General features: G+C 45.6%; 21 protein-coding genes. 5 read left to right on the top strand and 16 right to left on the bottom strand.

Annotated elements, in window-relative coordinates; genetic code table 11:
• The first annotated feature begins 217 nt into the window (after positions 1 to 217).
• Positions 218 to 385 carry a hypothetical protein gene (locus OQJ86_RS06175; RefSeq protein ID WP_095759866.1) on the top strand — a complete coding sequence of 56 codons (168 nt, stop codon included), beginning with the start codon at positions 218 to 220 and terminating at the stop codon, positions 383 to 385.
• Between the two features lie 93 nt (positions 386 to 478).
• Here OQJ86_RS06175 and bioD read toward each other — a convergent pair whose 3' ends face one another.
• Genes bioD through bioB form a run of 4 tightly spaced genes read right to left on the bottom strand, consistent with a single transcriptional unit; the run spans position 479 to position 4155 of the window.
• The gene (gene bioD / locus OQJ86_RS06170; protein ID WP_265987215.1) at positions 479 to 1162 is read right to left on the bottom strand and encodes a dethiobiotin synthase; all 684 of its coding nucleotides are present in this window, start codon (positions 1160 to 1162) and stop codon (positions 479 to 481) included.
• Positions 1159 to 1965 (bottom strand): malonyl-ACP O-methyltransferase BioC, encoded by an 807-nt coding sequence (gene bioC, locus OQJ86_RS06165; RefSeq protein WP_265987213.1) that lies wholly within the window; start codon positions 1963 to 1965, stop codon positions 1159 to 1161. Before bioC ends, bioD begins: the two co-directional genes overlap by 4 nt.
• The gene (gene bioF, locus OQJ86_RS06160; RefSeq protein WP_265987211.1) at positions 1965 to 3116 is read right to left on the bottom strand and encodes an 8-amino-7-oxononanoate synthase; all 1152 of its coding nucleotides are present in this window, start codon (positions 3114 to 3116) and stop codon (positions 1965 to 1967) included. Before bioF ends, bioC begins: the two co-directional genes overlap by 1 nt.
• Entirely contained in the window at positions 3103 to 4155 is a 1053-nt protein-coding gene (bioB, locus tag OQJ86_RS06155; protein WP_038867063.1) for a biotin synthase BioB, read from the bottom strand. Before bioB ends, bioF begins: the two co-directional genes overlap by 14 nt.
• 130 nt (positions 4156 to 4285) lie before the next feature.
• On the opposite strand from bioB, the gene bioA reads away from it, so the two are divergent.
• Complete coding sequence (bioA, locus tag OQJ86_RS06150) at positions 4286 to 5563, top strand: adenosylmethionine--8-amino-7-oxononanoate transaminase (protein ID WP_265987209.1); 1278 nt, start codon at positions 4286 to 4288, stop codon at positions 5561 to 5563.
• A gap of 104 nt (positions 5564 to 5667) precedes the next feature.
• Here bioA and OQJ86_RS06145 read toward each other — a convergent pair whose 3' ends face one another.
• The 8 genes from OQJ86_RS06145 to lrp form a co-directional block, all read right to left on the bottom strand.
• Complete coding sequence (locus OQJ86_RS06145) at positions 5668 to 5934, bottom strand: DksA/TraR family C4-type zinc finger protein (RefSeq protein ID WP_265987208.1); 267 nt, start codon at positions 5932 to 5934, stop codon at positions 5668 to 5670.
• A 122-nt stretch (positions 5935 to 6056) separates the two neighbouring features.
• Positions 6057 to 6497, bottom strand: a complete 441-nt coding sequence (locus OQJ86_RS06140; protein ID WP_265987205.1) for a hypothetical protein — start codon at positions 6495 to 6497, stop codon at positions 6057 to 6059.
• Positions 6491 to 7063 (bottom strand): ATPase, encoded by a 573-nt coding sequence (locus OQJ86_RS06135; RefSeq protein ID WP_265987203.1) that lies wholly within the window; start codon positions 7061 to 7063, stop codon positions 6491 to 6493. The genes OQJ86_RS06140 and OQJ86_RS06135 overlap by 7 nt, the downstream gene beginning before the upstream one ends.
• Before the next feature lie 366 nt (positions 7064 to 7429).
• Positions 7430 to 8737 carry a serine--tRNA ligase gene (gene serS, locus OQJ86_RS06130; RefSeq protein WP_042605009.1) on the bottom strand — a complete coding sequence of 436 codons (1308 nt, stop codon included), beginning with the start codon at positions 8735 to 8737 and terminating at the stop codon, positions 7430 to 7432.
• Between the two features lie 91 nt (positions 8738 to 8828).
• Complete coding sequence (locus tag OQJ86_RS06125) at positions 8829 to 10118, bottom strand: replication-associated recombination protein A (protein WP_276306962.1); 1290 nt, start codon at positions 10116 to 10118, stop codon at positions 8829 to 8831.
• 66 nt (positions 10119 to 10184) lie between these two features.
• The gene (lolA, locus tag OQJ86_RS06120; RefSeq protein WP_265987197.1) at positions 10185 to 10811 is read right to left on the bottom strand and encodes an outer membrane lipoprotein chaperone LolA; all 627 of its coding nucleotides are present in this window, start codon (positions 10809 to 10811) and stop codon (positions 10185 to 10187) included.
• A gap of 74 nt (positions 10812 to 10885) precedes the next feature.
• Positions 10886 to 14155, bottom strand: a complete 3270-nt coding sequence (locus OQJ86_RS06115; protein WP_265987195.1) for a DNA translocase FtsK 4TM domain-containing protein — start codon at positions 14153 to 14155, stop codon at positions 10886 to 10888.
• A gap of 151 nt (positions 14156 to 14306) precedes the next feature.
• Entirely contained in the window at positions 14307 to 14801 is a 495-nt protein-coding gene (gene lrp / locus OQJ86_RS06110) for a leucine-responsive transcriptional regulator Lrp (RefSeq protein WP_265987193.1), read from the bottom strand.
• 156 nt (positions 14802 to 14957) lie between these two features.
• Here lrp and ald point away from each other — a divergent pair, with 156 nt between their 5' ends.
• Positions 14958 to 16082, top strand: a complete 1125-nt coding sequence (ald, locus tag OQJ86_RS06105; protein ID WP_038881470.1) for an alanine dehydrogenase — start codon at positions 14958 to 14960, stop codon at positions 16080 to 16082.
• A gap of 93 nt (positions 16083 to 16175) precedes the next feature.
• Here ald and OQJ86_RS06100 read toward each other — a convergent pair whose 3' ends face one another.
• Together OQJ86_RS06100 and cysB are read right to left on the bottom strand one after the other, a co-directional pair.
• Positions 16176 to 17372: a methyltransferase gene (locus OQJ86_RS06100; protein WP_104046420.1), complete on the bottom strand. Its 1197-nt coding sequence runs from the start codon at positions 17370 to 17372 to the stop codon at positions 16176 to 16178.
• A gap of 53 nt (positions 17373 to 17425) precedes the next feature.
• Positions 17426 to 18400, bottom strand: coding sequence for an HTH-type transcriptional regulator CysB (cysB, locus tag OQJ86_RS06095; protein WP_038867045.1), 975 nt, complete (start codon positions 18398 to 18400; stop codon positions 17426 to 17428).
• Positions 18401 to 18754: 354 nt separating this feature from the next.
• Here cysB and OQJ86_RS06090 point away from each other — a divergent pair, with 354 nt between their 5' ends.
• Positions 18755 to 19519, top strand: coding sequence for a hypothetical protein (locus OQJ86_RS06090; RefSeq protein WP_038867041.1), 765 nt, complete (start codon positions 18755 to 18757; stop codon positions 19517 to 19519).
• A 123-nt stretch (positions 19520 to 19642) separates the two neighbouring features.
• A complete protein-coding gene (gene miaE / locus OQJ86_RS06085; RefSeq protein WP_265987186.1) occupies positions 19643 to 20422 on the top strand; it encodes a tRNA isopentenyl-2-thiomethyl-A-37 hydroxylase MiaE in 780 nt (259 codons plus the stop codon).
• 128 nt (positions 20423 to 20550) lie between these two features.
• On the opposite strand, the gene OQJ86_RS06080 is transcribed toward miaE, so the two are convergent.
• The gene (locus OQJ86_RS06080; protein WP_061034918.1) at positions 20551 to 21579 is read right to left on the bottom strand and encodes a metal-dependent hydrolase; all 1029 of its coding nucleotides are present in this window, start codon (positions 21577 to 21579) and stop codon (positions 20551 to 20553) included.
• A gap of 158 nt (positions 21580 to 21737) precedes the next feature.
• Positions 21738 to 21995 carry a hypothetical protein gene (locus tag OQJ86_RS06075; protein ID WP_038867037.1) on the bottom strand — a complete coding sequence of 86 codons (258 nt, stop codon included), beginning with the start codon at positions 21993 to 21995 and terminating at the stop codon, positions 21738 to 21740.
• Between the last annotated feature and the right edge of the window lie 179 nt (positions 21996 to 22174).

Below are 22174 nucleotides of genomic sequence, written 5' to 3'. Positions count from 1 at the left end.
AAAACAAGGTTAAGCAATAAATTGCAACATTTGTTTTCGAGACTGAAATAATACATACCTTTTTACACTCTTAAATCAGTACTTTATCGTCGGTATAGACTTTGGTCTTATTGTGCGACTTTCTGTACATGCTAAATTCGGGTCAGATGAACGAAACGGAGCATGCTCTAAAGGACAATAAAGCAGCTCTAAACTTCCATGTCTTGAGGAAAAAATCATGGTAGAAACTAACGACTATCAAATGGCTATCGATTTACTTTGCTGTCACCTAGGTATCTCAGAGGATGAGGCAAAACAGCAACTGGGTATTTCAACAGAAGCTCAAATGGCAAAACGTGTTTCTGAAACACAGTCGGCTTTGATGGGTCTGAGCCAAGAAAAATAACCCAAACCATTATCTGGCATTCAGACACAAAGATTTACATGAAAAAAGGGCTGCGTGATGCAGCCCTTTTAGTTTCTAACGAGAACTCAGCAATTAGACGTTCAATATTGGGTCCACATTAATGTATTTGCCCAACTCTTTACGTTTTGCACTCGGGATGTAAGGGATCTCTCCGAGTTTTGGCGCATCTAGGCGTTCTTCTAGCATATCGATGATTTCTGCATAGTGCTCAGTGCCTGGGTTTACTCGGTTTGCTACCCAACCCACAAGATTTAGACCATCTGCCTTGATGATTTCAGCCGTAAGCAGGGCATGGCTTAAACAACCTAACTTAATACCCACAACTAAAACCACTGGCAACTGCTCTTGCTGCACCCAAGTCGACAGGCTGTCTGTATCAGACACAGGCACACGCCAACCGCCCGCACCTTCTACAAGAACAATGTCAGACTGTTCTTTGTGCTGTGCCAGTTTATCGCTCAATACTTCGTATTTAATCTCTACATTTTCATGTTTAGCGGCGATGTGAGGAGAAGCGGGTAGTTCCAAAGCGTATGGATTCACATCGTCATATGCGATCTCTAGCGTTGCCGCTTTCTGTAGATGTAACGCATCCGAATTACGCCAGCCTTGCTCAGTTTTATCGCTTCCTGCAGCCACTGGTTTGTAACCAATGGTATTTAGGCCTTTTGCAGCCAATGCTTGCAAAATGGCTTTAGACGCTACGGTTTTGCCTACATCAGTATCCGTACCAGCAATAAAAAAAGCATCAATCATAGATGTATTACTCCAAAACAAACCTGATAACTTGCAGGTAGAAGACCTTGATCATTTCTAAATGCTTGGTACGCGCCCTCAACTTGCAACAAAGTGCGACGGCTCGTTAGGCCATGTGAGCGCCCGCTTACGTGATTTGCACCAATGCCTTTGAGATCACGCATGACAGAAAACGCTGAATCGTACCAAACTGTGATGGGGGTCAAGTCTAGATGATGGTTGTGGCACCAAGATTGCGCTAACGCAATTTTTACCTGATTGTGGGTAATAAAGTTATTCACGTGTTGATATGCATCAATTTTTGACCACGATTCGCGCAACTCATACAGAGAGCCATCCATTAGTGTCGAAAAGCAGCCAGTGCCTCCCTTTTTTAACACACGACGAATTTCTCTAAGTGGGTAACTGAGATCCGCACACCACTGCAATGCCAAGCTGGAGAAAACATAATCAAAACTATCGTCCTCAAAAGGCAAATTTTCAGCATCAGCTAACTGGTACTGCATTTGCTGTGTACCACAACGCTGCTTCGCTTTATCTAACATAGCTTGTGAGATATCACCACAAACCACTTCGGCGCCACGTTGTTGGAGCAGTTGAGAGAAGTAGCCCGTACCACACCCCAAGTCTAAGATTCGTTTATTGGTTAAGTCGTCAGGCAGTTTTTGTAATAGTCTTTGTCCCACATCACGTTGAAACGCGGCATGCCGGTCGTAGGTATCTGCTGCTTTGCCAAAAGACGACGCTATCGCCTCTTTATCTTGAAGGAAACTGTCTAACGCAATGTGCTCTGCATTATCCATTACAGCGCTCCTAATGCTTGTTTCAGTGCCATTGAAAGCGTTTGTATTTGTTCTTTAGTGTGATTGGCTGTCAGTGTAATTCGGAGTCGTGAGGTCCCTTGCGGGACCGTTGGTGGCCGAATCGCGCTCACCCAAATACCGTTTTGACGACAAGCGCTTGCAACCTGCAAAGCCAGTTCAGGTTCACCAATCATAAATGGCTTAATCGAGGTTTGCGTTTCGACAAAACCGTCGAGATCGCTGACACTGTCTCGATACACTTCACTTAATTCTGTAAGCTTTTCACGTCGCCACGACTGCTCTTGAATCATCGAGACAGCATGTGTCAGCGCGAAGGCTTGTGCTGGAGGCATCGCCGTAGAATACACATGGTGACGAGCAAACTGGGTTAAAAAGTCTCCCGTTGCATGGTCACATAAAATAGCAGCGCCAGACATTCCAAATGCTTTGCCGAAGGTAACGATCAATATCTCGGGCTTAATCATCGCCAATTCGCAAGAGCCACCACCAGATTCACCAAGCACTCCAATCCCATGAGCGTCATCGACAGCAAACCAAGCATCATGACTGCGAGTGACTTCAGTTATATCGTTGAGCGGCGCACAGTCACCGTCCATGCTGAATACCCCTTCAGTCACAACTAGATGGTTGTCTTCGCTATTCAACAGCGATTTTAGATGCTCGATATCGTTATGCTTGAAGCGCTTCATTTTAGCTGGAGATAACGCCCCAGCCTCCATCAAAGACGCGTGGTTCAAACGGTCTTGAATCAGCACATCTGATTTTTCTAGCAGAGTAAAAAGCAACGCTTGATTCGCACTAAACCCAGAGCCAAACAGAATTGCTCTGTCGTAGCCCAACCATTCGGTCAGTGCGGCTTCTAAATTGCTGTGTGCTGCACTAAAGCCAGTCACCAATGGCGATGCTCCACTGCCACTTCCGTATACACTTAAACCTTGCTGCCATGCACGAACGAGCGCTTGGTCGTTTGCCAAGCCCAAATAATCATTACTTGAGAAATTAATGTAGCGTCTGCCTTCGTGTTCCAAAACGGACTGGTTACCGGCAAACACCACATTCATAGAACGATTCAACCCTTGCGTTTTACGCTCAACAAGGGCAGATTCGATACGAGATTTAAACGCTGGCATCGTAGAAAAGATCGCCTTTAGTCGGACGTGCAGCAACGCGCTCTACGACGCGATCCAGCAACTCGTTTTCTTCGATTTCATCAGGTTTTTGAGACACCTCTTGGCTGTTGATGCCGAGCTTGTTAAACAGCATCATGTCCTTGTCTTCAGAAGGGTTTGGCGTGGTCAGAAGTTTGCAGCCATAGAAGACGGAGTTTGCACCAGCCATAAAGCACAGCGCTTGCATCTGCTCGTTCATATCTTCACGGCCAGCCGATAAACGAACCGCAGACATAGGCATCATAATGCGGGCAATTGCTATCAAACGAATAAAGTCAAAGGGCTCAACGTCATCCACTTCTTCCAGTGGTGTGCCCTTCACCTTCACGAGCATATTGATTGGCACGCTTTCCGGATGTGTTGGTAAGTTAGCCAGTTCCACAAACAAACCTGCTCGGTCATTGGCACTTTCGCCCATGCCGATAATGCCACCAGAACAGATCTTCATTCCGGCATCACGTACGTGAGACAGGGTATCTAAACGGTCTTGGTAAGTACGTGTGGTAATGATGTTGCCGTAAAACTCAGGTGAGGTATCAAGGTTGTGGTTGTAGTAATCCAGACCAGCGGTTGCCAGTTGCTTAGCTTGATCTGGCGTTAACATTCCAAGCGTCATACACGTTTCTAGACCCATGCCCTTCACACCTTTGATCATGTCGGTCAAATGCGGCATGTCACGCTCTTTCGGGTTTTTCCATGCTGCGCCCATACAAAATCGGGTTGAGCCAGCGTTTTTCGCTTTTTGTGCAGCATCGAGTACACGTTCAACTTCCATCAGACGCTCTTTTTCGATGTCTGTGGTGTAACGAGCACTCTGAGGACAGTACTTACAATCTTCTGGACAAGCACCTGTCTTAATCGACAGAAGCGTGCTTACTTGAACATGGTTGGTTTGTTGATATTGACGATGTACAAGCTGCGCTTCGAATAGGAGATCCATGAATGGTTTTTCCATGAGATCGCGCACTTCAGCATGCGTCCAGTTATGACGAACTTCCACGTGTATTCCTTTAGTCACTTTTGTTGTTGTGTTGACAGTCTACTGAGTCTCGATAAACTGTCAACACAACACAAAAGAACAAAGTTTACATCTGTTTATTTTTTAATCTTAATTATTATTGGAATCGCACATGGATCTCGCCTTCGACCGCCAGCATATCTGGCATCCTTACACTTCGACATTGACACCTCTGACCTGCTACCCGGTAGAATCCGCAAACGGTGTTCACATTAAATTGGAAGACGGTACAGAGCTTGTAGATGGCATGTCTTCTTGGTGGTCGACGATCCACGGCTACAACCACCCGCACTTAAATCAGGCCGCTCACCAGCAAATCGATCAGGTCTCCCACGTGATGTTTGGTGGTATTACCCATCAGCCAGCAATCAGTTTGTGTAAGAAGTTGCTATCTCTTGCACCAATTAATCTTGAACATGTATTCCTTGCCGACTCAGGCTCTGTTGCTGTAGAAGTCAGCTTGAAAATGGCGCTGCAATATTGGCATGCGAAAGGCGAACGCAGACCAAAGTTTCTTACTTTGCGACACGGTTATCACGGCGACACTTTCGCGGCAATGTCGGTTACCGACCCAGATAACTCGATGCACTCCCTCTATAAAGGCTTTTTACCTGAGCATATCTTTGCGGAGTCACCAACTTGTGGTTATTGGGATGAATGGGATCCAGAAGATCTTACTGACTTCGAGCACAAGATTGAGACTCACCATAAAGAACTTGCTGCGGTGATCCTAGAGCCTATCGTTCAAGGAGCAGGCGGTATGCGTATCTACCATCCAGAATTTCTCAAAGGCGTACGTAGGCTTTGTGATAAACACGGTTTGTTATTGATTGCAGATGAAATCGCAACCGGATTTGGGCGTACCGGTAAACTGTTTGCTTGCGAACACGCAGATATTCAACCAGACATTTTGTGTGTTGGTAAAGCGCTCACCGGCGGCTACATGACCCTCTCTGCGACTCTGGCGAGCAAACACGTTGCGGATACCGTTTGTGGTGGTGACGCTGGTTGTTTTATGCACGGTCCAACCTTTATGGGTAACCCACTCGCCTGTGCTGTTGCCACTGCAAGTTTGGAATTGATTGAACAAGGTAACTGGCAACAACAAACTCAACAAATAGAAACGCTGTTTTCTGAGTTACTACCAAACCTTGAAGAATACGAGTTGGTGAAGAACACTCGTTGGTTAGGTGCCATTGGTGTTGTAGAAACGCATCGCCCAGTGAATATGGCAACCATCCAGGCTCTCTTTGTTGAACACGGTGTTTGGATTCGCCCATTTGGCAAGCTGATTTATATGATGCCTCCATTTATCAGCAAGCCGGAAGATATTGAGAAATTAGTTAGCGCGATTGATGCGGCGCTTCAACATCAAGATTGCTTCGCTTGATACGTTCTCGACTAATACAAAGAACAAGTTCAGTGAATAAATGCTAAAACGGTTTGAGTATACAACTCAAACCGTTTTCTCTATTCACGTGAAAAAAAGTAAAGTTAACGCAGTTGGCTGTCTTTACTCGCTCGTCGATTAAATAATGCTTGGCGTTGAAACACCAATTCGATTGTTGACTGACATTCGATACACAAACGAACACCTTTCATCGCAAGACGACGCGCTTCCGGAATCTCATCACCACACTCATCGCAATAATGGGCGCTCTCACCCTTTGTGATACTGCCACGAACGCGGGAAATCTCGTCGTCTATTGTGTTTTGAATTTGTTGGCTGACGCTATCGTCGTTTGCCCACCCTACGGCCATAAGCCCTCCTCGTTACTTGAATGAGAAAATCTACTTACCGTGGTAAGGTGGATGATTATATCGATTACAAATAACAAGATAATTAGGGTAAATTCGAAAACACTATTACACTCTGGTAATAATCATTCTGTAATCTCTTGGAAAAGCAATGCAAGGTGACTCATACTCCCTTCCTCACATTCAAAGTACTGCGTTTGCTCAGGTTCTCTCAAAGTAACACTGAGTATCTTCTCTACCTCATCAAACTCCTCGCTAAAGTACTCACTGACTAATATGACGCGCTCACCAACACTAAATTCCAGTGACTTCTCATCTACCAACGCTCGATGGTAATGTTTGACATGATAATCTTTAGGTTTAATGCGCAGTATAACTGGGCTTTGATTCACAATGGACTTATTAACGATAACCTCGCCTTTGCCTTGTTTTATCGAAATACTAAAGTTCATAGTTTGGTTTACTGAACATTCAAAGACTTTTCTGAGCAAGGCGCTAGCAACAGCAAATGTGCTCATCATAGCAACACTAAAACCCCAAATGGCCACCAATCGTGTCATTACCATTCAGCCAACACAGTAAATCGCGCTTGCTCAGACATGCGAGTTAATACATAGCCGTGTGAAGAAGAATACGAGCCACTGAGTACACTATTCTCTTTCTCAATAACGACATCCTCGATGCCGTCAGCGTTGTAATCACCTTTTGCTACAATCGTAACGACTTGAAAGCCATCGGTCGCGTCGAAGTACTCTGCTCTCACTTCACTGTAGACATGAGTTCTTTGGATATGGTCTGCTTCATCCCACGTTGATAGTGTCTTTGCTTTCTCAACTCTTTCGTTAGAAATAACAAAAGCAAGCGCACTTGGAGCTAAACTAGGAAAGCTATCATCTAACTTGAATTTCGATATATATGAGCGCTTAGAGGCAGCTAACTTTGCCATCTCACTCCATGTTTGACACTGAGTTAAATACGCTTTAAACGCGCCGTATTCATAAGCTTTAGCCGCAGTAAAGCCCGCAGAGTTTGCAGTAGCTAAGTCTTTGCAATTAGACACCGATTCAGTGTCACCAGCCGCACTTGCCAACTCAAGCTCGTATCCCCAGTCGAGTGAATTACGAAGCTGCATATTTTCTTTTGAAGGTTGCACTATTTCGCGCGCGAAAAAGCGTTCGGTTCTCTCACTATCTAAGTATTGAGGTTGAATATGTTTACTTGCGATAACACTCTCACTAACGAGTAAGGTAAGCGCAAAAGTTACGAGAAATGAAAGATGATTTACTGGCATAACGTTTAACAATAAGGGCAAATGAAGCCATTACCTTGTCACGTTGAAAACCGCTTAGAAAAATATCATTTATTACGCACTATCAGATTCTGGGCGAACTCATCATTAAACGGTGCATTAATATACAAAACAGTACGTTTTCACTCGACGCAGATAACAAAAAACCCAGCACTAAGGCTGGGTTTTGATGTTCTAGTGGTTAATGAATTAACCGATGTGCGTTGCGCCCGCCATGTACTTCTGAAGTACTGTAGGGATTGCAATACGACCGTCTGCTTCTTGGTTGTTTTCTAGAATAGCAACCATGGTACGACCTACAGCTAGACCAGAACCGTTTAGCGTGTGTACAAGTTCAGGTTTCTTCTCGCCTTTACGACGGAAACGCGCTTGCATACGACGAGCTTGGAAGTCCCACATGTTAGAACATGAAGAGATTTCACGGTAAGTTTCTTGAGCAGGAACCCACACTTCTAGGTCGTAAGTTTTACGAGCGCCAAAGCCCATGTCACCTGTACATAGAACCACTTTACGGTAAGGAAGCTCTAGAAGTTGTAGAACTTTCTCAGCGTGACCTGTTAGTTCTTCTAGTGCGTTCATTGAATCTTCTGGCTTAGTAATTTGTACTAGCTCAACTTTGTCGAACTGGTGCATACGAATCAAACCACGTGTATCACGACCGTAAGAACCGGCTTCTGAACGGAAACATGGTGTGTGAGCTGTCATCTTAAGTGGTAGATCCGCTTCATCAGAAATCGTGTCACGAACTAGGTTCGTTACAGGTACTTCTGCTGTCGGGATTAGAGACAGTTTACGTGGTTCTTCGTCGTTTACTTTTTCTACTAGCGGCTCAGTGTGGAAAAGGTCTTTACCAAACTTAGGAAGCTGACCAGTACCGAATAGGCTGTCAGAGTTAACTAGGTAAGGTACGTACATTTCAGTGTAGCCGTGCTCTTCTGTGTGAAGGTCCAACATGAACTGAGCGATCGCACGGTGTAGACGAGCAAATTGGCCTTTCATCACGATGAAACGTGCACCAGTGATCTTAACTGCACTTGCGAAATCAAGACCGCCACCCATTTCACCTAGGTCAACGTGATCTTTCAGATCGAAGTCGTAAGTCTTTGGCTCACCCCAACGAGAGATTTCAACGTTGTCGTTTTCATCTTTGCCATCTGGCACTTCATCTGCTGGGATGTTTGGTACAGAAAGCGTGAATTCGTCTAGTTGAGCCATTACTTGCTCAAGTTCAACTTTCTTCGCATCAAGATCGCTACCTAGCGTACCGATTTGTTTCTTGATCTCTTCTGCGCCTTCTTTGTCGCCAGCCGCCATTTTTTGGCCGATTTGCTTGGAGATGGAGTTACGCGTGGATTGTAAATTTTCTACTTCTACTTGAATGGACTTACGTTGTTCTTCAAGTTTACGAATAGTATCTACGTCTAGCTTAAAGCCACGACGCGCCAGTTTAGCAGCTGTTTCATCCAGCTCTGTACGAAGTAATTTAGAATCCAGCATTGTTAATCCTATGCTTTTTGTTGTGAAATCACGCGCACTTTCCAAGCGTACGCGTTAAAAAAATTTACTGAACAAATGTATCCAAAAACGCCTACTTTTCATAGCGCTTTTGTGGGCTATTTGCGTCTAAAGTAGCCAAGTAATCTAACTTTTCGCCGATTTTGGTCTCTAGACCACGATTTGTCGGCTGATAGTACCTACGATCGCCCATTTCAGGTGGCAAATATTGCTCACCAGCAGCGTAAGCGCCAGGCTCATCGTGAGCATAACGATACTCTGCCCCATAACCCATGTCTTTCATCAAACTGGTTGGTGCATTTCTAAGGTGATGCGGCACTTCATATTCAGGTAAGTTATGAGCGTCTGTGAGCGCTTGTTTCCACGCCACGTATACCGCATTACTTTTGGGCGCACACGCTAAGTACACGATCGCCTGTGCAATAGCACGTTCACCTTCTGCTGGACCAACACGGGTAAAGCAATCCCAAGCAGACAGTGCCACTTGCATTGCGCGAGGGTCAGCGTTGCCTACATCTTCAGAAGCAATCGCCAACAAACGTCGAGCAATGTACAAAGGATCACAGCCAGCAGCAATCATACGCGCAGACCAATACAGCGCAGCATCCGGGTTTGAGCCACGAATCGACTTGTGGACCGCAGATATTAAGTCGTACCAGATATCGCCTTTGTTATCGAAGCGAGATACCTTCTCCCCTGCTACTTCCGCAAGCAACTTAAGCGTGATCTCTTTTTCACCTTGCACATTGTCCTCTGCCATATCGTAAAGCAGCTCAAGATAATTGAGAGACATGCGAGCATCACCGTTTACCAATTCTGCTAGGCGGTCTAATACGTTATCAGCAAAGTGTGCGGGCGTATTTCCCAAGCCGCGCTCTTTGTCACTGATCGCTTGGTTCAACGCTAACGAGATTTCATCTTTGTCGAGAGACGTCAGCTTGTACACGCGAGCACGAGACAACAATGCGTTATTCAGCTCAAACGATGGGTTTTCTGTCGTCGCTCCAATAAAGGTAACCGTGCCATCTTCAATATGCGGCAAAAACGCGTCTTGTTGAGATTTGTTGAAGCGATGCACCTCATCCACGAATAGGATGGTACGACGGCCCGCCATTTTGTTCTCACGTGCTTTCTCGATAGCAGCACGAATCTCTTTTACGCCTGAGGTCACAGCTGATACACGCTCTACTTCTGCGTTGGCGTAGTTTGCCGCCACTTCCGCTAGCGTCGTCTTACCTGTGCCCGGAGGCCCCCACAGAATCATGGAGTGAATATGCCCAGCCTCTAACGCACGGCGTAGCGGCTTACCAGGACCTAAAATGTGCTGCTGACCGATGTACTGTTCAATCGTTTCCGGTCTCATACGTGCAGCAAGGGGACGAAAATCTTCGTCCCCCGAGAAATCTAATGTGTAATTGCTCACTACCTATTAATTCCTTTGGTCATCCACTTCCACACCATCTGGAATTGTGAATGTAAATCTGTCTGCTTTGGGTTTACCAAGCTTCACATTGTTGAACGTGAACAAGCCTTTTTGCCCATCTTGTTCCACTACATTGAAGCCTTTTACCACACCTTTGGCATCAATATTAATCTGGAATTGACCTTGTGTGGAGTCTACCGCCGTAGGAATGAGGGTGAATTCGTCACCTTTTTGCGAAATCTTGTAGTTATCCCAATCACTTGCACGATTACGAGTTAACAAAACAAATGGCGTTTGCTCTGTTGCTTGCTCTTGCCAGTAAATACTCACTTGCTCGATGAATGGGCTGTAGTACCACAACGTTTTACCGTCAGAGACAAGCAAGTTCTCATCCGGGAATGTAGTGCTCCAACGGAACAGACTTGGACGAGAAATTTCAACCGTTCCTTCCCCTTCCATGACGGTTTCACCTTCAGGACTGATGACCTGTTGAGAAAAATCCGCCCTGAAGCCTTCGTTCATCGCTAGGCGTTTGCTTAGTTCATCTTTTGGAGACGCTGCATGTGCAGTTGAGAAGAGAGAGAAGCTTAAAACAAGCGCAGAGAATAGTTTCGCTGAAAATAGTTTTTTCATTCAGATACCTATCAGAGGGTCAAAGACCTAGAGTTGCTCACCTCAGTTGGACTGAGGTGAGTAAGACAAGTTCATTAATCTTTTGGTGGCGCAGGAGCAAGGACTTCGCGGTTTCCGTTATGGCCAGGCGCACTCACGATGCCTTGTGCTTCCAGTTGCTCTACGATACGCGCAGCTCGGTTGTAACCAATCTTGAATCGACGTTGAACGCCCGATACAGAACCGCGACGAGACTGAACGACGTGTTCCACAACTTGATCGAACAAAGGATCGACTTCTTCGTCAGATTCCATTTGTTCACCCGGTAGTAAAGCTTCAGGACCTTGGTCACCACTGATGATTTCATCAATGTAGTTTGGCTTACCGCGAGCTTTCCAGTTATTTACAACCGCGTGAACATCATCATCCGATGCAAAAGCACCGTGAACACGTGTCGTATGGCTAGAACCAGGCGGTAAGTAAAGCATATCACCCATACCAAGTAGCGACTCTGCGCCACCTTGGTCAAGAATGGTACGTGAGTCGGTCTTCGTCGATACCGTAAACGCAACACGAGTTGGGATGTTTGCTTTAATGAGACCAGTAATTACATCAACCGATGGGCGCTGAGTCGCAAGGATTAAGTGAATACCTGCTGCACGAGCTTTCTGAGCAAGACGCGCAATCAGTTCTTCAACTTTCTTACCCACAACCATCATAAGGTCGGCAAATTCATCGACAACCACAACGATGTAAGGCAGTTTTTCTAGCAACGGCGGCTCAGTATCCATACTGTCGCCTTCTTGCCAGAATGGGTCGTGAATTGGGTGGCCAGCATCTGCTGCCATCTTCAACTTCTCGTTAAAGCCTTTCACGTTACGCACGCCCAATGCAGACATCAGTTTGTAACGACGCTCCATCTCGCCTACACACCAACGTAGTGCGTTAGACGCATCTTTCATATCAGTTACAACTTCAGAAAGAAGATGAGGAATACCTTCGTAGATTGAAAGCTCCAACATTTTAGGGTCGATCATGATGAAACGCAGATCTTCTGGAGACGCTTTGTAAAGCATACTCAAGATCATCACGTTTACACCGACTGATTTACCAGAACCAGTGGTACCAGCAACCAGCACGTGAGGCATCTTCGCAATGTCGGCAATCACCGCTTCACCCGCTATGTCTTGACCAAGAACGACCGTTGTTGGTGACGTGGCTTGTTCAAACTGAGGGCTACTGATTACATCAGATAGAAATACCGTCTGACGACTCATGTTAGGAAGCTCTAGACCGATGTATGGTTTACCCGGAATTACTTCAACAACACGCACGGCCATAGCAGAAAGTGCACGCGCTAAGTCCATTGATAGACCAGAGATTCGACTTACTTTCACACCCGGAGCCAAATCTAGCTCAAAACGGGTGATAACCGGACCTGGGTAAATCCCAACAACATCCGCTTTGATTTTGTAGTCTGCAAGCTTGGTTTCAACCAAACGAGCCACTTGTTCTAGCGCATCACGATCAATAAAGTTTTCACGTTTCTCAGGGTGGTACAACAATTCAAGAGTAGGCAGTGGCTCTTCTGGTACTGGCAAGTTTTGATCTTGCTGTACCAAGAACGGGTTTTGCTTCGCCGCGACCTTCGCTTGAGCACTCGAAACCAAATTTTGGAACGCTGCTACGTCTTGATCACCTTCTTGAACCTCTTCTACCTCAACTTCTTGAGGAGCAGGATCAAACGTTGCCGAAGGTGCCTGCGGTTGAGGTTGAACGGCAACTTGCGGTTGGACATTCTGAGTTGGTGCTACCGTTGGTTGCTGTGGTTCAGCGTGAACAGGTTGAGCTTGATGAACAGTTTGCGGTGCTACGAATTCATCTTCTTCATCCAATACATCAAAGTTAGAAATCGTTGGTTCGATGTGTTGGTTCGGCTCTGTTTGTTCAGTGATGTTATCAAGAGAAGCCGAATCAATCATTGGCTCATCTTGCTGATGTACTGTGTCGTGAGCAACATAAGACTGCTGAATTTGCTCCGCTTCGAACTGCTCGTATTCAGAGTACATTGATTCATGCTCAACAGGCTCAGACACAAACGGTTCAGTTTGAGCGGTCTGCTCAGGTTGCACATACGGTTCTGCCTGAACGTCAATTTGAGGTTGAACTGGCGCTTGGGATGAAGCTTGTTCTGATTGCGCAGCATAAGCAGGCTGAACAGGTGTCGGCTCAATAGGTTGCTGTATCGGCGCTGCGACATTTTCTTGTGCAACTGGCACTGGTTGAACTTCATCCGCCCAGTCATCCGCTTGTTGTGCCGCGGCTTCTAACTCTTCAATCGTGACATTAAGTTGCTTAGTGCGTTCAACCGTTGGGTCCACGTTGTCAGTGTTTACTGCTTGAACGGGCTCAACAGGCTGTGCTTGAACAGGTGCCGCTTGAGCAGCAGTTTGAGCAATAGAGGCAGGGATAACAACTGACTGCGGAGCAGGCTCGGCCGGTTTCGGTGAGACAGACTGAGATGTAGCTTGTTCTGCCGCCGCGGATTGAGGCATGTAGATTGGGTACTCATGCGCAGGGACCGACTCTTTTGGTTCATCCACTTCGTACGCGGTTAAGTGCGGTAGCGGCTCATCTTCCAGATCGTCACCACGACGTTTCGTCATAACACGATCGTCAACAAACTCATCCAATTGTGGTTCTAGCGTTTCTTGCTCTGAGCCGCGTGCCTTATTAGTGACTGCAGCAATCAGACCCAAAGCGCGATCGCCAAGCCACTCGACAATTTTTAACCAAGAGATACCACTAAATAGCGTAAAGCCTGCGCCCCACAAGAACAGTAATACCAAGGTTGTGCCAAGCACATTCAACGTTGGTAACGCGAGACTCGTCAGCACATCACCAACAACACCACCAGAAGAGAAATACCAAATGTCGTCAAAGTTAATGTCTGCAAGACCACAGCTGGTAAGAATAAGGATAACTAAACCTAATAGACGGGTTCCCCACAGCATTAGGTCAATTGGATCGTCCTCTGAGCGTTTACGACAGATCACCCATGCCCCTGCAGTAAGCAAGAATGGCAGTGGGTACGCGAGGGAACCAAATGTGAAAAATAGCGTGTCGGCAAGCCAAGCGCCGAACAAACCACCAGCGTTATCGATCTCTCCGCCCCAAGCAGTTTGGGACCAAGACGGATCGGCTGGGCTAAACGTAAATAGTGCAACGGCCAACAATACCGAACTAAGAACGCCAACGATAAAGCAGCACTCTTTTAAGCGTTGGAAGCCATTAAGACGCGAAGACTGAGGCTCTTCACTGGTTTTGATGATGGTTTCGACTTTCTTTGCGTTCTCTTTGAACATAAATCAACTTGAATATGGAAATGAATTAGGAATAAGCAAAACATTCCGAGCGGCAAAAGCCGCTCGGTAAATTGATTTAACCATATCAAAGAGAAAAACCCAATTACTCTATCGAGAAAGCGGAAGCATTTACCGCTTTCTTTGCAAGAATTTAACGAGTTTTAATCACAAGCTGGTTACTTTGCTTCACTTCTTCCATAACTACGTAGGTGCGAGTGTCATTTACGCCAGGTAGACGTAGTAACGTATCGCCAAGTAGTCGACGGTAAGCACCCATATCAGATACACGGGTTTTTAGAAGATAGTCGAAATCACCTGATACTAGATGACACTCTTGAATGTCGTCTAGCTTTTGAACAGCTGCGTTAAACTGTTCGAATACATCTGGCGCACCACGGTTAAGCGTAATTTCTACGAATACCAATAGTGATGCATCTAGGAACTGCGGGTTTAATAGCGCAGTGTAACCTGTGATGTAACCTTGACGCTCTAAGCGACGCACACGCTCCAAACACGGCGTTGGAGAAAGTCCTACACGTTTTGAAAGTTCAACGTACGAAATACGACCGTCTTTCTGCAGTTCATTAAGAATGTTGCGGTCGATACGGTCTAGTTCCTTGGACGGCTTCTTATAGTTCTCTGCCATTTTTTATTCCACCTTATTACTTCCTTGCAAAAAAATATACTACAACTTTTTAATATTTGGTGCCAAATATTACAAATCAACATCTATACTAGATATTAATTCGACAATAACACCCTACAAACAGTTAATACAACCATTTTAGAAAGAGGACACAGGATGATCATTGGCGTACCTAAGGAAATCAAAAACCACGAATACCGTGTGGGAATGATCCCAGCTAGCGTGAGAGAACTTATCTCACATGGTCACCAAGTTTTAGTTGAGACCAATGCAGGTGCCGGCATTGGTTTTTCAGACGATGATTACATCGCTGTAGGCGCATCCATTCTTCCTACTGCTGCAGACGTCTTTGCGAAAGCAGACATGATTGTAAAAGTAAAAGAACCACAAGCCGTCGAGAGAGCAATGCTCCGCGAAGGGCAGATTTTATTTACTTATTTACACCTAGCACCAGATTTTCCACAAACTGATGAGCTAATCAAGAGCAAAGCTGTCTGTATAGCGTATGAGACTGTAACAGATAATATGGGTCGTTTGCCACTGTTAGCACCAATGTCAGAAGTAGCAGGTCGGATGTCTATCCAAGCTGGTGCACAAACGCTGGAAAAATCACACGGTGGCCGTGGTTTACTACTAGGTGGTGTACCTGGTGTTGAGCCTGCGAAAGTCGTTGTTGTTGGCGGTGGTGTCGTTGGTGCGAACGCAGCTCGTATGGCTGTTGGTCTTCGTGCTGACGTAACAATCCTAGACCGCAACGTAGATACACTGCGTAAACTAGACGAAGAATTCCAAGGCCGCGCGAAAGTGGTTTATTCTACAGAAGACGCGATTGAGAAGCATGTTCTAGAAGCTGACCTAGTGATTGGTGCAGTTCTAATCCCTGGTGCTGCCGCTCCTAAACTAGTAACAAAAGAGCACATCGCTAAGATGAAGCCAGGCGCAGCGGTCGTTGACGTAGCAATCGACCAAGGTGGCTGTTTTGAAACTTCTCACGCAACGACACACGCAGAGCCAACTTACATCGTTGACGAAGTTGTTCACTACTGTGTAGCTAACATGCCGGGTGCCGTTGCTCGCACATCAACATTTGCACTGAACAACGCAACACTGCCTTACATCGTAAAACTCGCGAATAAAGGCTACCGTGAAGCGCTTCTAGCAGATAACGGTTTCCTAGAAGGCCTGAACGTTATCCACGGTAAAGTGACTTGTAAAGAGGTTGCTGAGAGCTTTGACCTAGAATACGTTGAACCAGAGAAAGCTATCGCAATGTTCAACTAATGACAAAATAACGCACAAATTGTCACGTTTTGTTTACAAAAGCCCACGGAGAAGTGGGCTTTTTTGTATAGAGCATTTAATTATAAAAAAGATCTAAAACTTATAAGCGCAAATTAAAATGTTTCGAGGTGTAACTGATTTAGCGCAAAATTCTGCCAATCTAACACGATAACCACGTTCTTCAAGATAAAGTGCTTTGTCTAAAGCAAGCCAAATCTCCAATGGTCGTTGAAATACCAACTGAACCAAACTCAAACGCTCCATCTGCCAAAAACGCTGCTCAGCCAAGTTTTCAAACTTCGAGAAGTCAATATCTTGAGTCAACTCGATATCCTTTCGCTCTGCGGCCCAATGGCACAAAGATTCAAAACCATCACTTAATTGCGACTTACGAATACTCGGCACTGGTTGATATTCGGTCAACCCTAACGCTTGTCGCGTGATCAAATCAAACCCTAAGCGAAACACCATTTCTTGCTGACGATGACGGCGGACACGCTCACCTCCAGTCACAGTCTGTTGTAAAGGAATACGAAGCTCTTGCTTAGACAAAGAAAGAGAAGAAGCTCTGCCCTGCTCCGACATTGGCTGATATTGCTCAGACTGAATCAAATGGTAACAGCAAGGCGAGATTGTCATCGCAGCGATGCCGTTTTCGCTGCCGTACTGCATTAATCGAACATGGAGATCACCACATGCGTGTAACGCCACCGCATGTTGTGTCGGCTTGAACACGGCTTTTGCCGCAGAATCAAACGCGTCACCTTGAATAAACGTCATGTTCCAACGATGTTCATTCGCCGCTTGTTGCCCTGAATCACACAGCGCTTGTTGGAATTCGAAGCTCGTCACTGGCTGGTTCGTTTGTGTGGTAAGAATTCGCCCTAAATAGCCTTTTCCTGAACACCACTCTAACCATTCTTTGCCGTGATGATGTTGAATAGCCGCTTCGCCCATCGAACTTATTTGCTCTAACTTGCGGCCAGGAATACCACTGTCTAAACCGCGAGCAAGCTCCAATCCATTTAATGAAAGTGTTTCTAAGCGAGTAAGAGCGGCGAGCGGTTCAAGATCAGGTAAACAAGTTCCGATCGCCTTAAATAAAAGCTCAGGTTCTGATTTGTATTCTTCGATCTGAGAAGGAGTAAGAGACGCTAACCATTGACACAACTGAGGGTGTTGCTCTTGCCAAGGTAATGATGCGTGAATGCTGCTTTTAAACGGCTCGAATCGCCACAAAGATTGGTTTTCGATTAAGCAGTCATTAATAAATTGAAATTGCGTTTTCATAGCTCCCCCTACAACGAGCGCATTGTAGAGGGAATCGAAACATCAATGAAGTGTTATCTGACCGGAAGCTCGATGTCTTTAAACATCTCTTCAATTTCGGTGTTTGATTTAAGCGAGATCGCTTGCTCTACAACCGGACGAGTTAAATGCGGTGCAAAACGCTCCATAAAGTCGAACATGTAAGAGCGAAGGAAGGTACCACGACGGAAGCCAATGCTGGTCGTACTCGCACCAAACAAGTGGCTCGCATCAATCGCCACCAAATCGCCATCTTGGTCGTGATCGACTGCCATGCTCGCAATCACACCAACACCAACCCCCATACGAACGTAAGTCTTAATGACATCTGCGTCCGTAGCGGTAAATACTACTCGTGGTGTTAGACCTTCTCGGTTGAATGCGGTATCAAGCTCCGAGCGACCCGTAAAGCCAAACACGTAAGTCACCAGCGGATACGCCGCCAAATCGTGGATCGTTACTTTATCTTTCTTCGCTAGTGGATGGTCTTTTGGTACCACGATAGAGCGATTCCAGTGGTAACAAGGCAGCATGATCGCATCTTGATAAAGGTGAAGCGCTTCCGTTGCAATCGCAAAATTCGCCGTGCCTTTCGCGATAGCCTCAGACATTTGGGATGGTGTGCCTTGGTGCATGTGAAGTGACACTTTCGGGTAACGCGCTGTAAAGCCTTTAATCACATCAGGCAACGCATAACGTGCTTGGGTATGTGTAGTAGAAATGTTCAGCGTACCCATTTCAGGGTGGGTGTGCTCCCCTGCGACCGCTTTAATGCTTTCAACGCGAGCGAGGATCTCTTGAGAAATTCGCACGATTTCTTCACCAGCGGGGGTCACCTGCGTTAAGTGTTTACCACTTCGTTCGAAGATCTGAATACCCAATTCATCTTCCAGCAAACGTACCTGTTTACTGATACCCGGTTGGGATGTGTATAGGCTCTCTGCCGTCGCAGAAACATTCAGATTATGGTTCACAACCTCAACAATGTACTTCAGTTGTTGCAGCTTCATCGTAATCCCTTACTCATTTATCGAGATAATAACGTCATACCCATCGTGGCCGCCCTCCCGAGCATATGAATGCACACGATATAATGTTTAGTTATAACGTGTTAGCAACTAAATGAACAGTAATTTCTAACTTATACCCGAAGCTCATAGCAAGGTCGTTCAATGCTGCCAATATGCAAGGGGTTGAATCATTAAAAATAGGTTTTTTCAGGAGCTCACCGCATTCCCTGCTGATTTCCACAGGAAAACGTGTTTGGAGCAAAATAATCAGATAAATAGGGTGCCGAGAAAGATAAGATTCATGTATTCTTGAACGCTGGACACAGAAAAGTAACAAGTAGTAGAAGCAAAGATATGAATTTGACTTTAATAATCGCTTTGGTTGCCATCCTACTGGTATTGATCCTTGGCTATAACATCATGTTGCAGTACAAGGTAAAAGTAGAGACCGCGAAAAGACAGGAGTCTGCTCGCTATGTGGCGCTGATTGACGGTACTGAAGAGCTCATCGGGCACGCTCATCATATTCCTTTCAGCAAGGACTTACTGCTGTGTCTTAACAACCGTATTCTTGATGCACTCGAAAGCATGCGCGACCTTGATCCAAAGAACAAGCAGCTTGTTCAGCGCATCGAAAACATGAAGCAGCAAATTTCTCAATTGAATGAGAGCAGCGCAAACGGTGAAAGCACCACATTCAAAATGCCGAGCAGCGATAAACAAGCCATTGTAATGTTAAAGCTCGTCAAACGTCTTCGTGATGCAGTTCGTAATGAGCACAACAAAGGCCGTTTAGATACGCAAACTTACGTAACAGAGAACGCGCGTCTGGAAACTATGCAGATTCGTATTAACATCGAAAACGTTATCAAGCGAGCGAACGATTCTATTGCTCGTGGCCAACCTGGCACTGCATTGCAACTGCTTCGTAAAGGCATTGATGCCCTAAGTACAAAGAACGATGCGTACTCGATTCAAGCAAAACAAAAGCTGGAAGAAATGCTTGGTGACCTAGACAAGAAACGCCAAGACAAGAATGAAGCAGAAATGCAGCAGCTTGCCGATAAAGAACGCGACAGTGATATGGATGCGCTCTTCGGTGAAAAGAAAAAGTGGTAAACTCTCCACAAGCTTTTCGCACTACTCGATTAAAGGCTGCGTTTGCGGCCTTTTTTGTATCTTGTATTTGCTCAAGATGCCGATGGTTACACCAAAATAGAATACAACGTACTAAGAACTAAAATGATTAATCTCGACGCCTATCAGGACCTTCTTGCTCCCATTAACCAATTCTTGCAATGCAGCACCCCAGATGAATGGGTTGAGGAAGCAAAGAAACCGGAAAACCTGCCAACGATTTTAGTAGATCACCTACTGTGTGAACTCAAAGCAGGTCAGTCTGCTATGCTTTTAATCCGTAAATACGCAGTAGACGACGCAAGCTCACTTGCCCTACTTGATTGGTTTAAACCTTATGAGGACTTCGCTTACCGCAAAACTGGCTCACTCGAGACTTTAAAAGGTAAGAGCAACATTTCCAAAACGATCATTGCCAAGTCGGATTCACCATACAGCCAAGATCTTATTGATAAGATGGTGCTGTTGATCAAAGAAGAGTTACACCACTTCTACCAAGTTTTAGAAATCATGGAAAGCCGTGGTGTGGAATACAAAAACATTCCAGCAAGCCGCTATGCCAAAACGCTGATTTCCCACATGAAGACATACGAGCCAGAAACGTTGATTGATAAGCTCATCATCGGTGCCTACATCGAAGCTCGCTCGTGTGAACGTTTCGCCAAACTGGCTCCGCACATGGATAACGATATCGCGAAGTTCTATGTTTCTCTATTGCGCTCAGAAGCGCGTCACTATCAAGATTACTTGATTCTGGCAGAGCAAATAGCGGGTAAAGACATCAGCGAGCGTGTGGCGGAATTTGGTCGCATCGAAGCAGCACTGATTTCAACACCAGATGAAGATTTCAAATTCCACAGTGGCGTTCCAGTGTTAACGGCATAGGCTGCAGCCTAACGTTAAATAGCAAAAAGCCGGACATCACGTCCGGCTTTTCTGTATCTAATCCAGTATCTCGTATCTTCATCCTCAAGAGCGAGGCTCGTGCGAGTTGGGGATCTCATACACGCAAACTAAGAACGCGCACTCAACTCAATACGTTGTAAATTTGCATCAATACTCTGGTCACCTTTCAGCCTTTCCCAAAGCTGGCCAAGTAAATCCAAACTACGTTCACTTGGGTAACGCTCCGTCGATTCCAATAACTGCCATTGTCCATCTTTCCCCTTCTCAGCAAAGATAAACTCGAACGATAAGTTGTTGGACATACCCAAACGTAAGTCAGTCACAATCAACGCATCGTCTTCAATACGGTAGTTTAGGTAATCGTGAGAGAAAGCCTTAAGCCCTTTCAATGTGTCTGGCTTGTCTTCCAATGGCCAACTCCCAAGCGGGTGCGAGACAAAATCAATGTGGTCACTACCATCGAGGACTGACGCCAAACCTTCATAGTATTGGCCGTCATCCATTACGACGACGCGCCACAAAACGGTATTGAACGGTGTTGGGGTGATCAGTACTTGTTGATTAGGTAAGTTCTGCGCACTCAAGTTTTGTTCCACGCGAGACGCGATCATTTGCTGCGATGCGTAACCCCAACCAAGATAAAGCGTCGAAATCAACACCACGCTCTGACACCAGCGTCCGCCGCGAGTTTTGGAAAACATAGCCACACCAATCGCAAGCAATAAAGGCAGCGTGTAAAGCGGATCGATAATGAACACGTTCCGCAGCTCAAAATAGCCCTCAAATGGCCAAATCAACTGCGTGCCATACGTTGTCATAGCATCCAGCAAAGTGTGGGTAACAAACACGCTCACGGTTAAAAAGAACACTCGAGAAAGTGTCCAAAACGTATCTGGTCGCCAGCGGCAATAGAGCCAAGAAATCAGCAAAGCGAAAGGAGGCAAAACAAGTAAAGAGTGACTAAAACCACGATGCTTAATTGTGTTTTGCACGGCATCGCCATAGTCCAGAATCACATCCAGATCTGGCAAGGTTCCGAGGGCAGCCCCCATTAGTAGCACCTTCGCGTTACAGCGTTTACCTGCGATTGCGCCAGCGACGGTCGCTCCTAGTGCAGCTTGTGTGATTGAATCCATATCCCGCTATCTATACTCATTCATGACAAAGATTGATTGGTTCGAAAACTAAAACGCATTTCCATATGTGTCAAACCAGTCACCCACTTTATGTCTCTTATTTACTTACTTTTACACACTAAGGGGCGATCAAATGTCTTTGATAGTTTGAAGGCGCTTTACTTAAAAAAAGCAGTCTCTTGGCGGGAGATTTTCTTGATTAACGCTTCACGTCGAAGATCTAAAATCTCATCAATCAATTTCTCTTTCGCACTAATGCCAAAGTGTTGAGCGTAATTTTTCACTTTTTCGATTTCACTCGGGTGTAAACGGTACACGTCTTTCTTTAATCGCGCTTCAGCTTCGCTTTTAATAAGGCCTTGGCTCTGCAACAATTTGATGATGGCTTCATCGGTTTGATTTACTGCTCGTGTCATGGGGTTCCAATCTAAAAGTTTGCGTTGCCCGCCATGCTGTTGGGCTTTCAAGTCGCACAACTTATAGACCAAACATGACAATGTTATTGCAGCCTAAAGTCATTTATTAGCAAAACATGAAACGAACTTACGACAAAAAGATACTCACCTGCTTAAACAATTTACCGCTCTGAAGTATA

The sequence above is a fragment of the Vibrio sp. Sgm 5 genome (assembly GCF_026241575.1).
GTDB lineage: Bacteria > Pseudomonadota > Gammaproteobacteria > Enterobacterales > Vibrionaceae > Vibrio > Vibrio jasicida.
The sequence above is the reverse complement of the archived record's forward strand: the minus strand, read 5'-3'. Positions and strand labels throughout refer to the sequence as shown.

Bases quoted from the DNA above. Each gene is read 5' to 3' on its own strand.
- OQJ86_RS06175 (WP_095759866.1), top strand. From the start codon at position 218: ATGGTAGAAACTAACGACTATCAAATGGCTATCGATTTACTTTGCTGT.
- bioD (WP_265987215.1), bottom strand. From the start codon at position 1,162: ATGATTGATGCTTTTTTTATTGCTGGTACGGATACTGATGTAGGCAAA.
- bioC (WP_265987213.1), bottom strand. From the start codon at position 1,965: ATGGATAATGCAGAGCACATTGCGTTAGACAGTTTCCTTCAAGATAAA.
- bioF (WP_265987211.1), bottom strand. From the start codon at position 3,116: ATGCCAGCGTTTAAATCTCGTATCGAATCTGCCCTTGTTGAGCGTAAA.
- bioA (WP_265987209.1), top strand. From the start codon at position 4,286: ATGGATCTCGCCTTCGACCGCCAGCATATCTGGCATCCTTACACTTCG.
- OQJ86_RS06145 (WP_265987208.1), bottom strand. From the start codon at position 5,934: ATGGCCGTAGGGTGGGCAAACGACGATAGCGTCAGCCAACAAATTCAA.
- OQJ86_RS06140 (WP_265987205.1), bottom strand. From the start codon at position 6,497: ATGGTAATGACACGATTGGTGGCCATTTGGGGTTTTAGTGTTGCTATG.
- OQJ86_RS06135 (WP_265987203.1), bottom strand. From the start codon at position 7,063: ATGCAGCTTCGTAATTCACTCGACTGGGGATACGAGCTTGAGTTGGCA.
- serS (WP_042605009.1), bottom strand. From the start codon at position 8,737: ATGCTGGATTCTAAATTACTTCGTACAGAGCTGGATGAAACAGCTGCT.
- OQJ86_RS06125 (WP_276306962.1), bottom strand. From the start codon at position 10,118: ATGAGACCGGAAACGATTGAACAGTACATCGGTCAGCAGCACATTTTA.
- lolA (WP_265987197.1), bottom strand. From the start codon at position 10,811: ATGAAAAAACTATTTTCAGCGAAACTATTCTCTGCGCTTGTTTTAAGC.
- OQJ86_RS06115 (WP_265987195.1), bottom strand. From the start codon at position 14,155: ATGTTCAAAGAGAACGCAAAGAAAGTCGAAACCATCATCAAAACCAGT.
- lrp (WP_265987193.1), bottom strand. From the start codon at position 14,801: ATGGCAGAGAACTATAAGAAGCCGTCCAAGGAACTAGACCGTATCGAC.
- ald (WP_038881470.1), top strand. From the start codon at position 14,958: ATGATCATTGGCGTACCTAAGGAAATCAAAAACCACGAATACCGTGTG.
- OQJ86_RS06100 (WP_104046420.1), bottom strand. From the start codon at position 17,372: ATGAAAACGCAATTTCAATTTATTAATGACTGCTTAATCGAAAACCAA.
- cysB (WP_038867045.1), bottom strand. From the start codon at position 18,400: ATGAAGCTGCAACAACTGAAGTACATTGTTGAGGTTGTGAACCATAAT.
- OQJ86_RS06090 (WP_038867041.1), top strand. From the start codon at position 18,755: ATGAATTTGACTTTAATAATCGCTTTGGTTGCCATCCTACTGGTATTG.
- miaE (WP_265987186.1), top strand. From the start codon at position 19,643: ATGATTAATCTCGACGCCTATCAGGACCTTCTTGCTCCCATTAACCAA.
- OQJ86_RS06080 (WP_061034918.1), bottom strand. From the start codon at position 21,579: ATGGATTCAATCACACAAGCTGCACTAGGAGCGACCGTCGCTGGCGCA.
- OQJ86_RS06075 (WP_038867037.1), bottom strand. From the start codon at position 21,995: ATGACACGAGCAGTAAATCAAACCGATGAAGCCATCATCAAATTGTTG.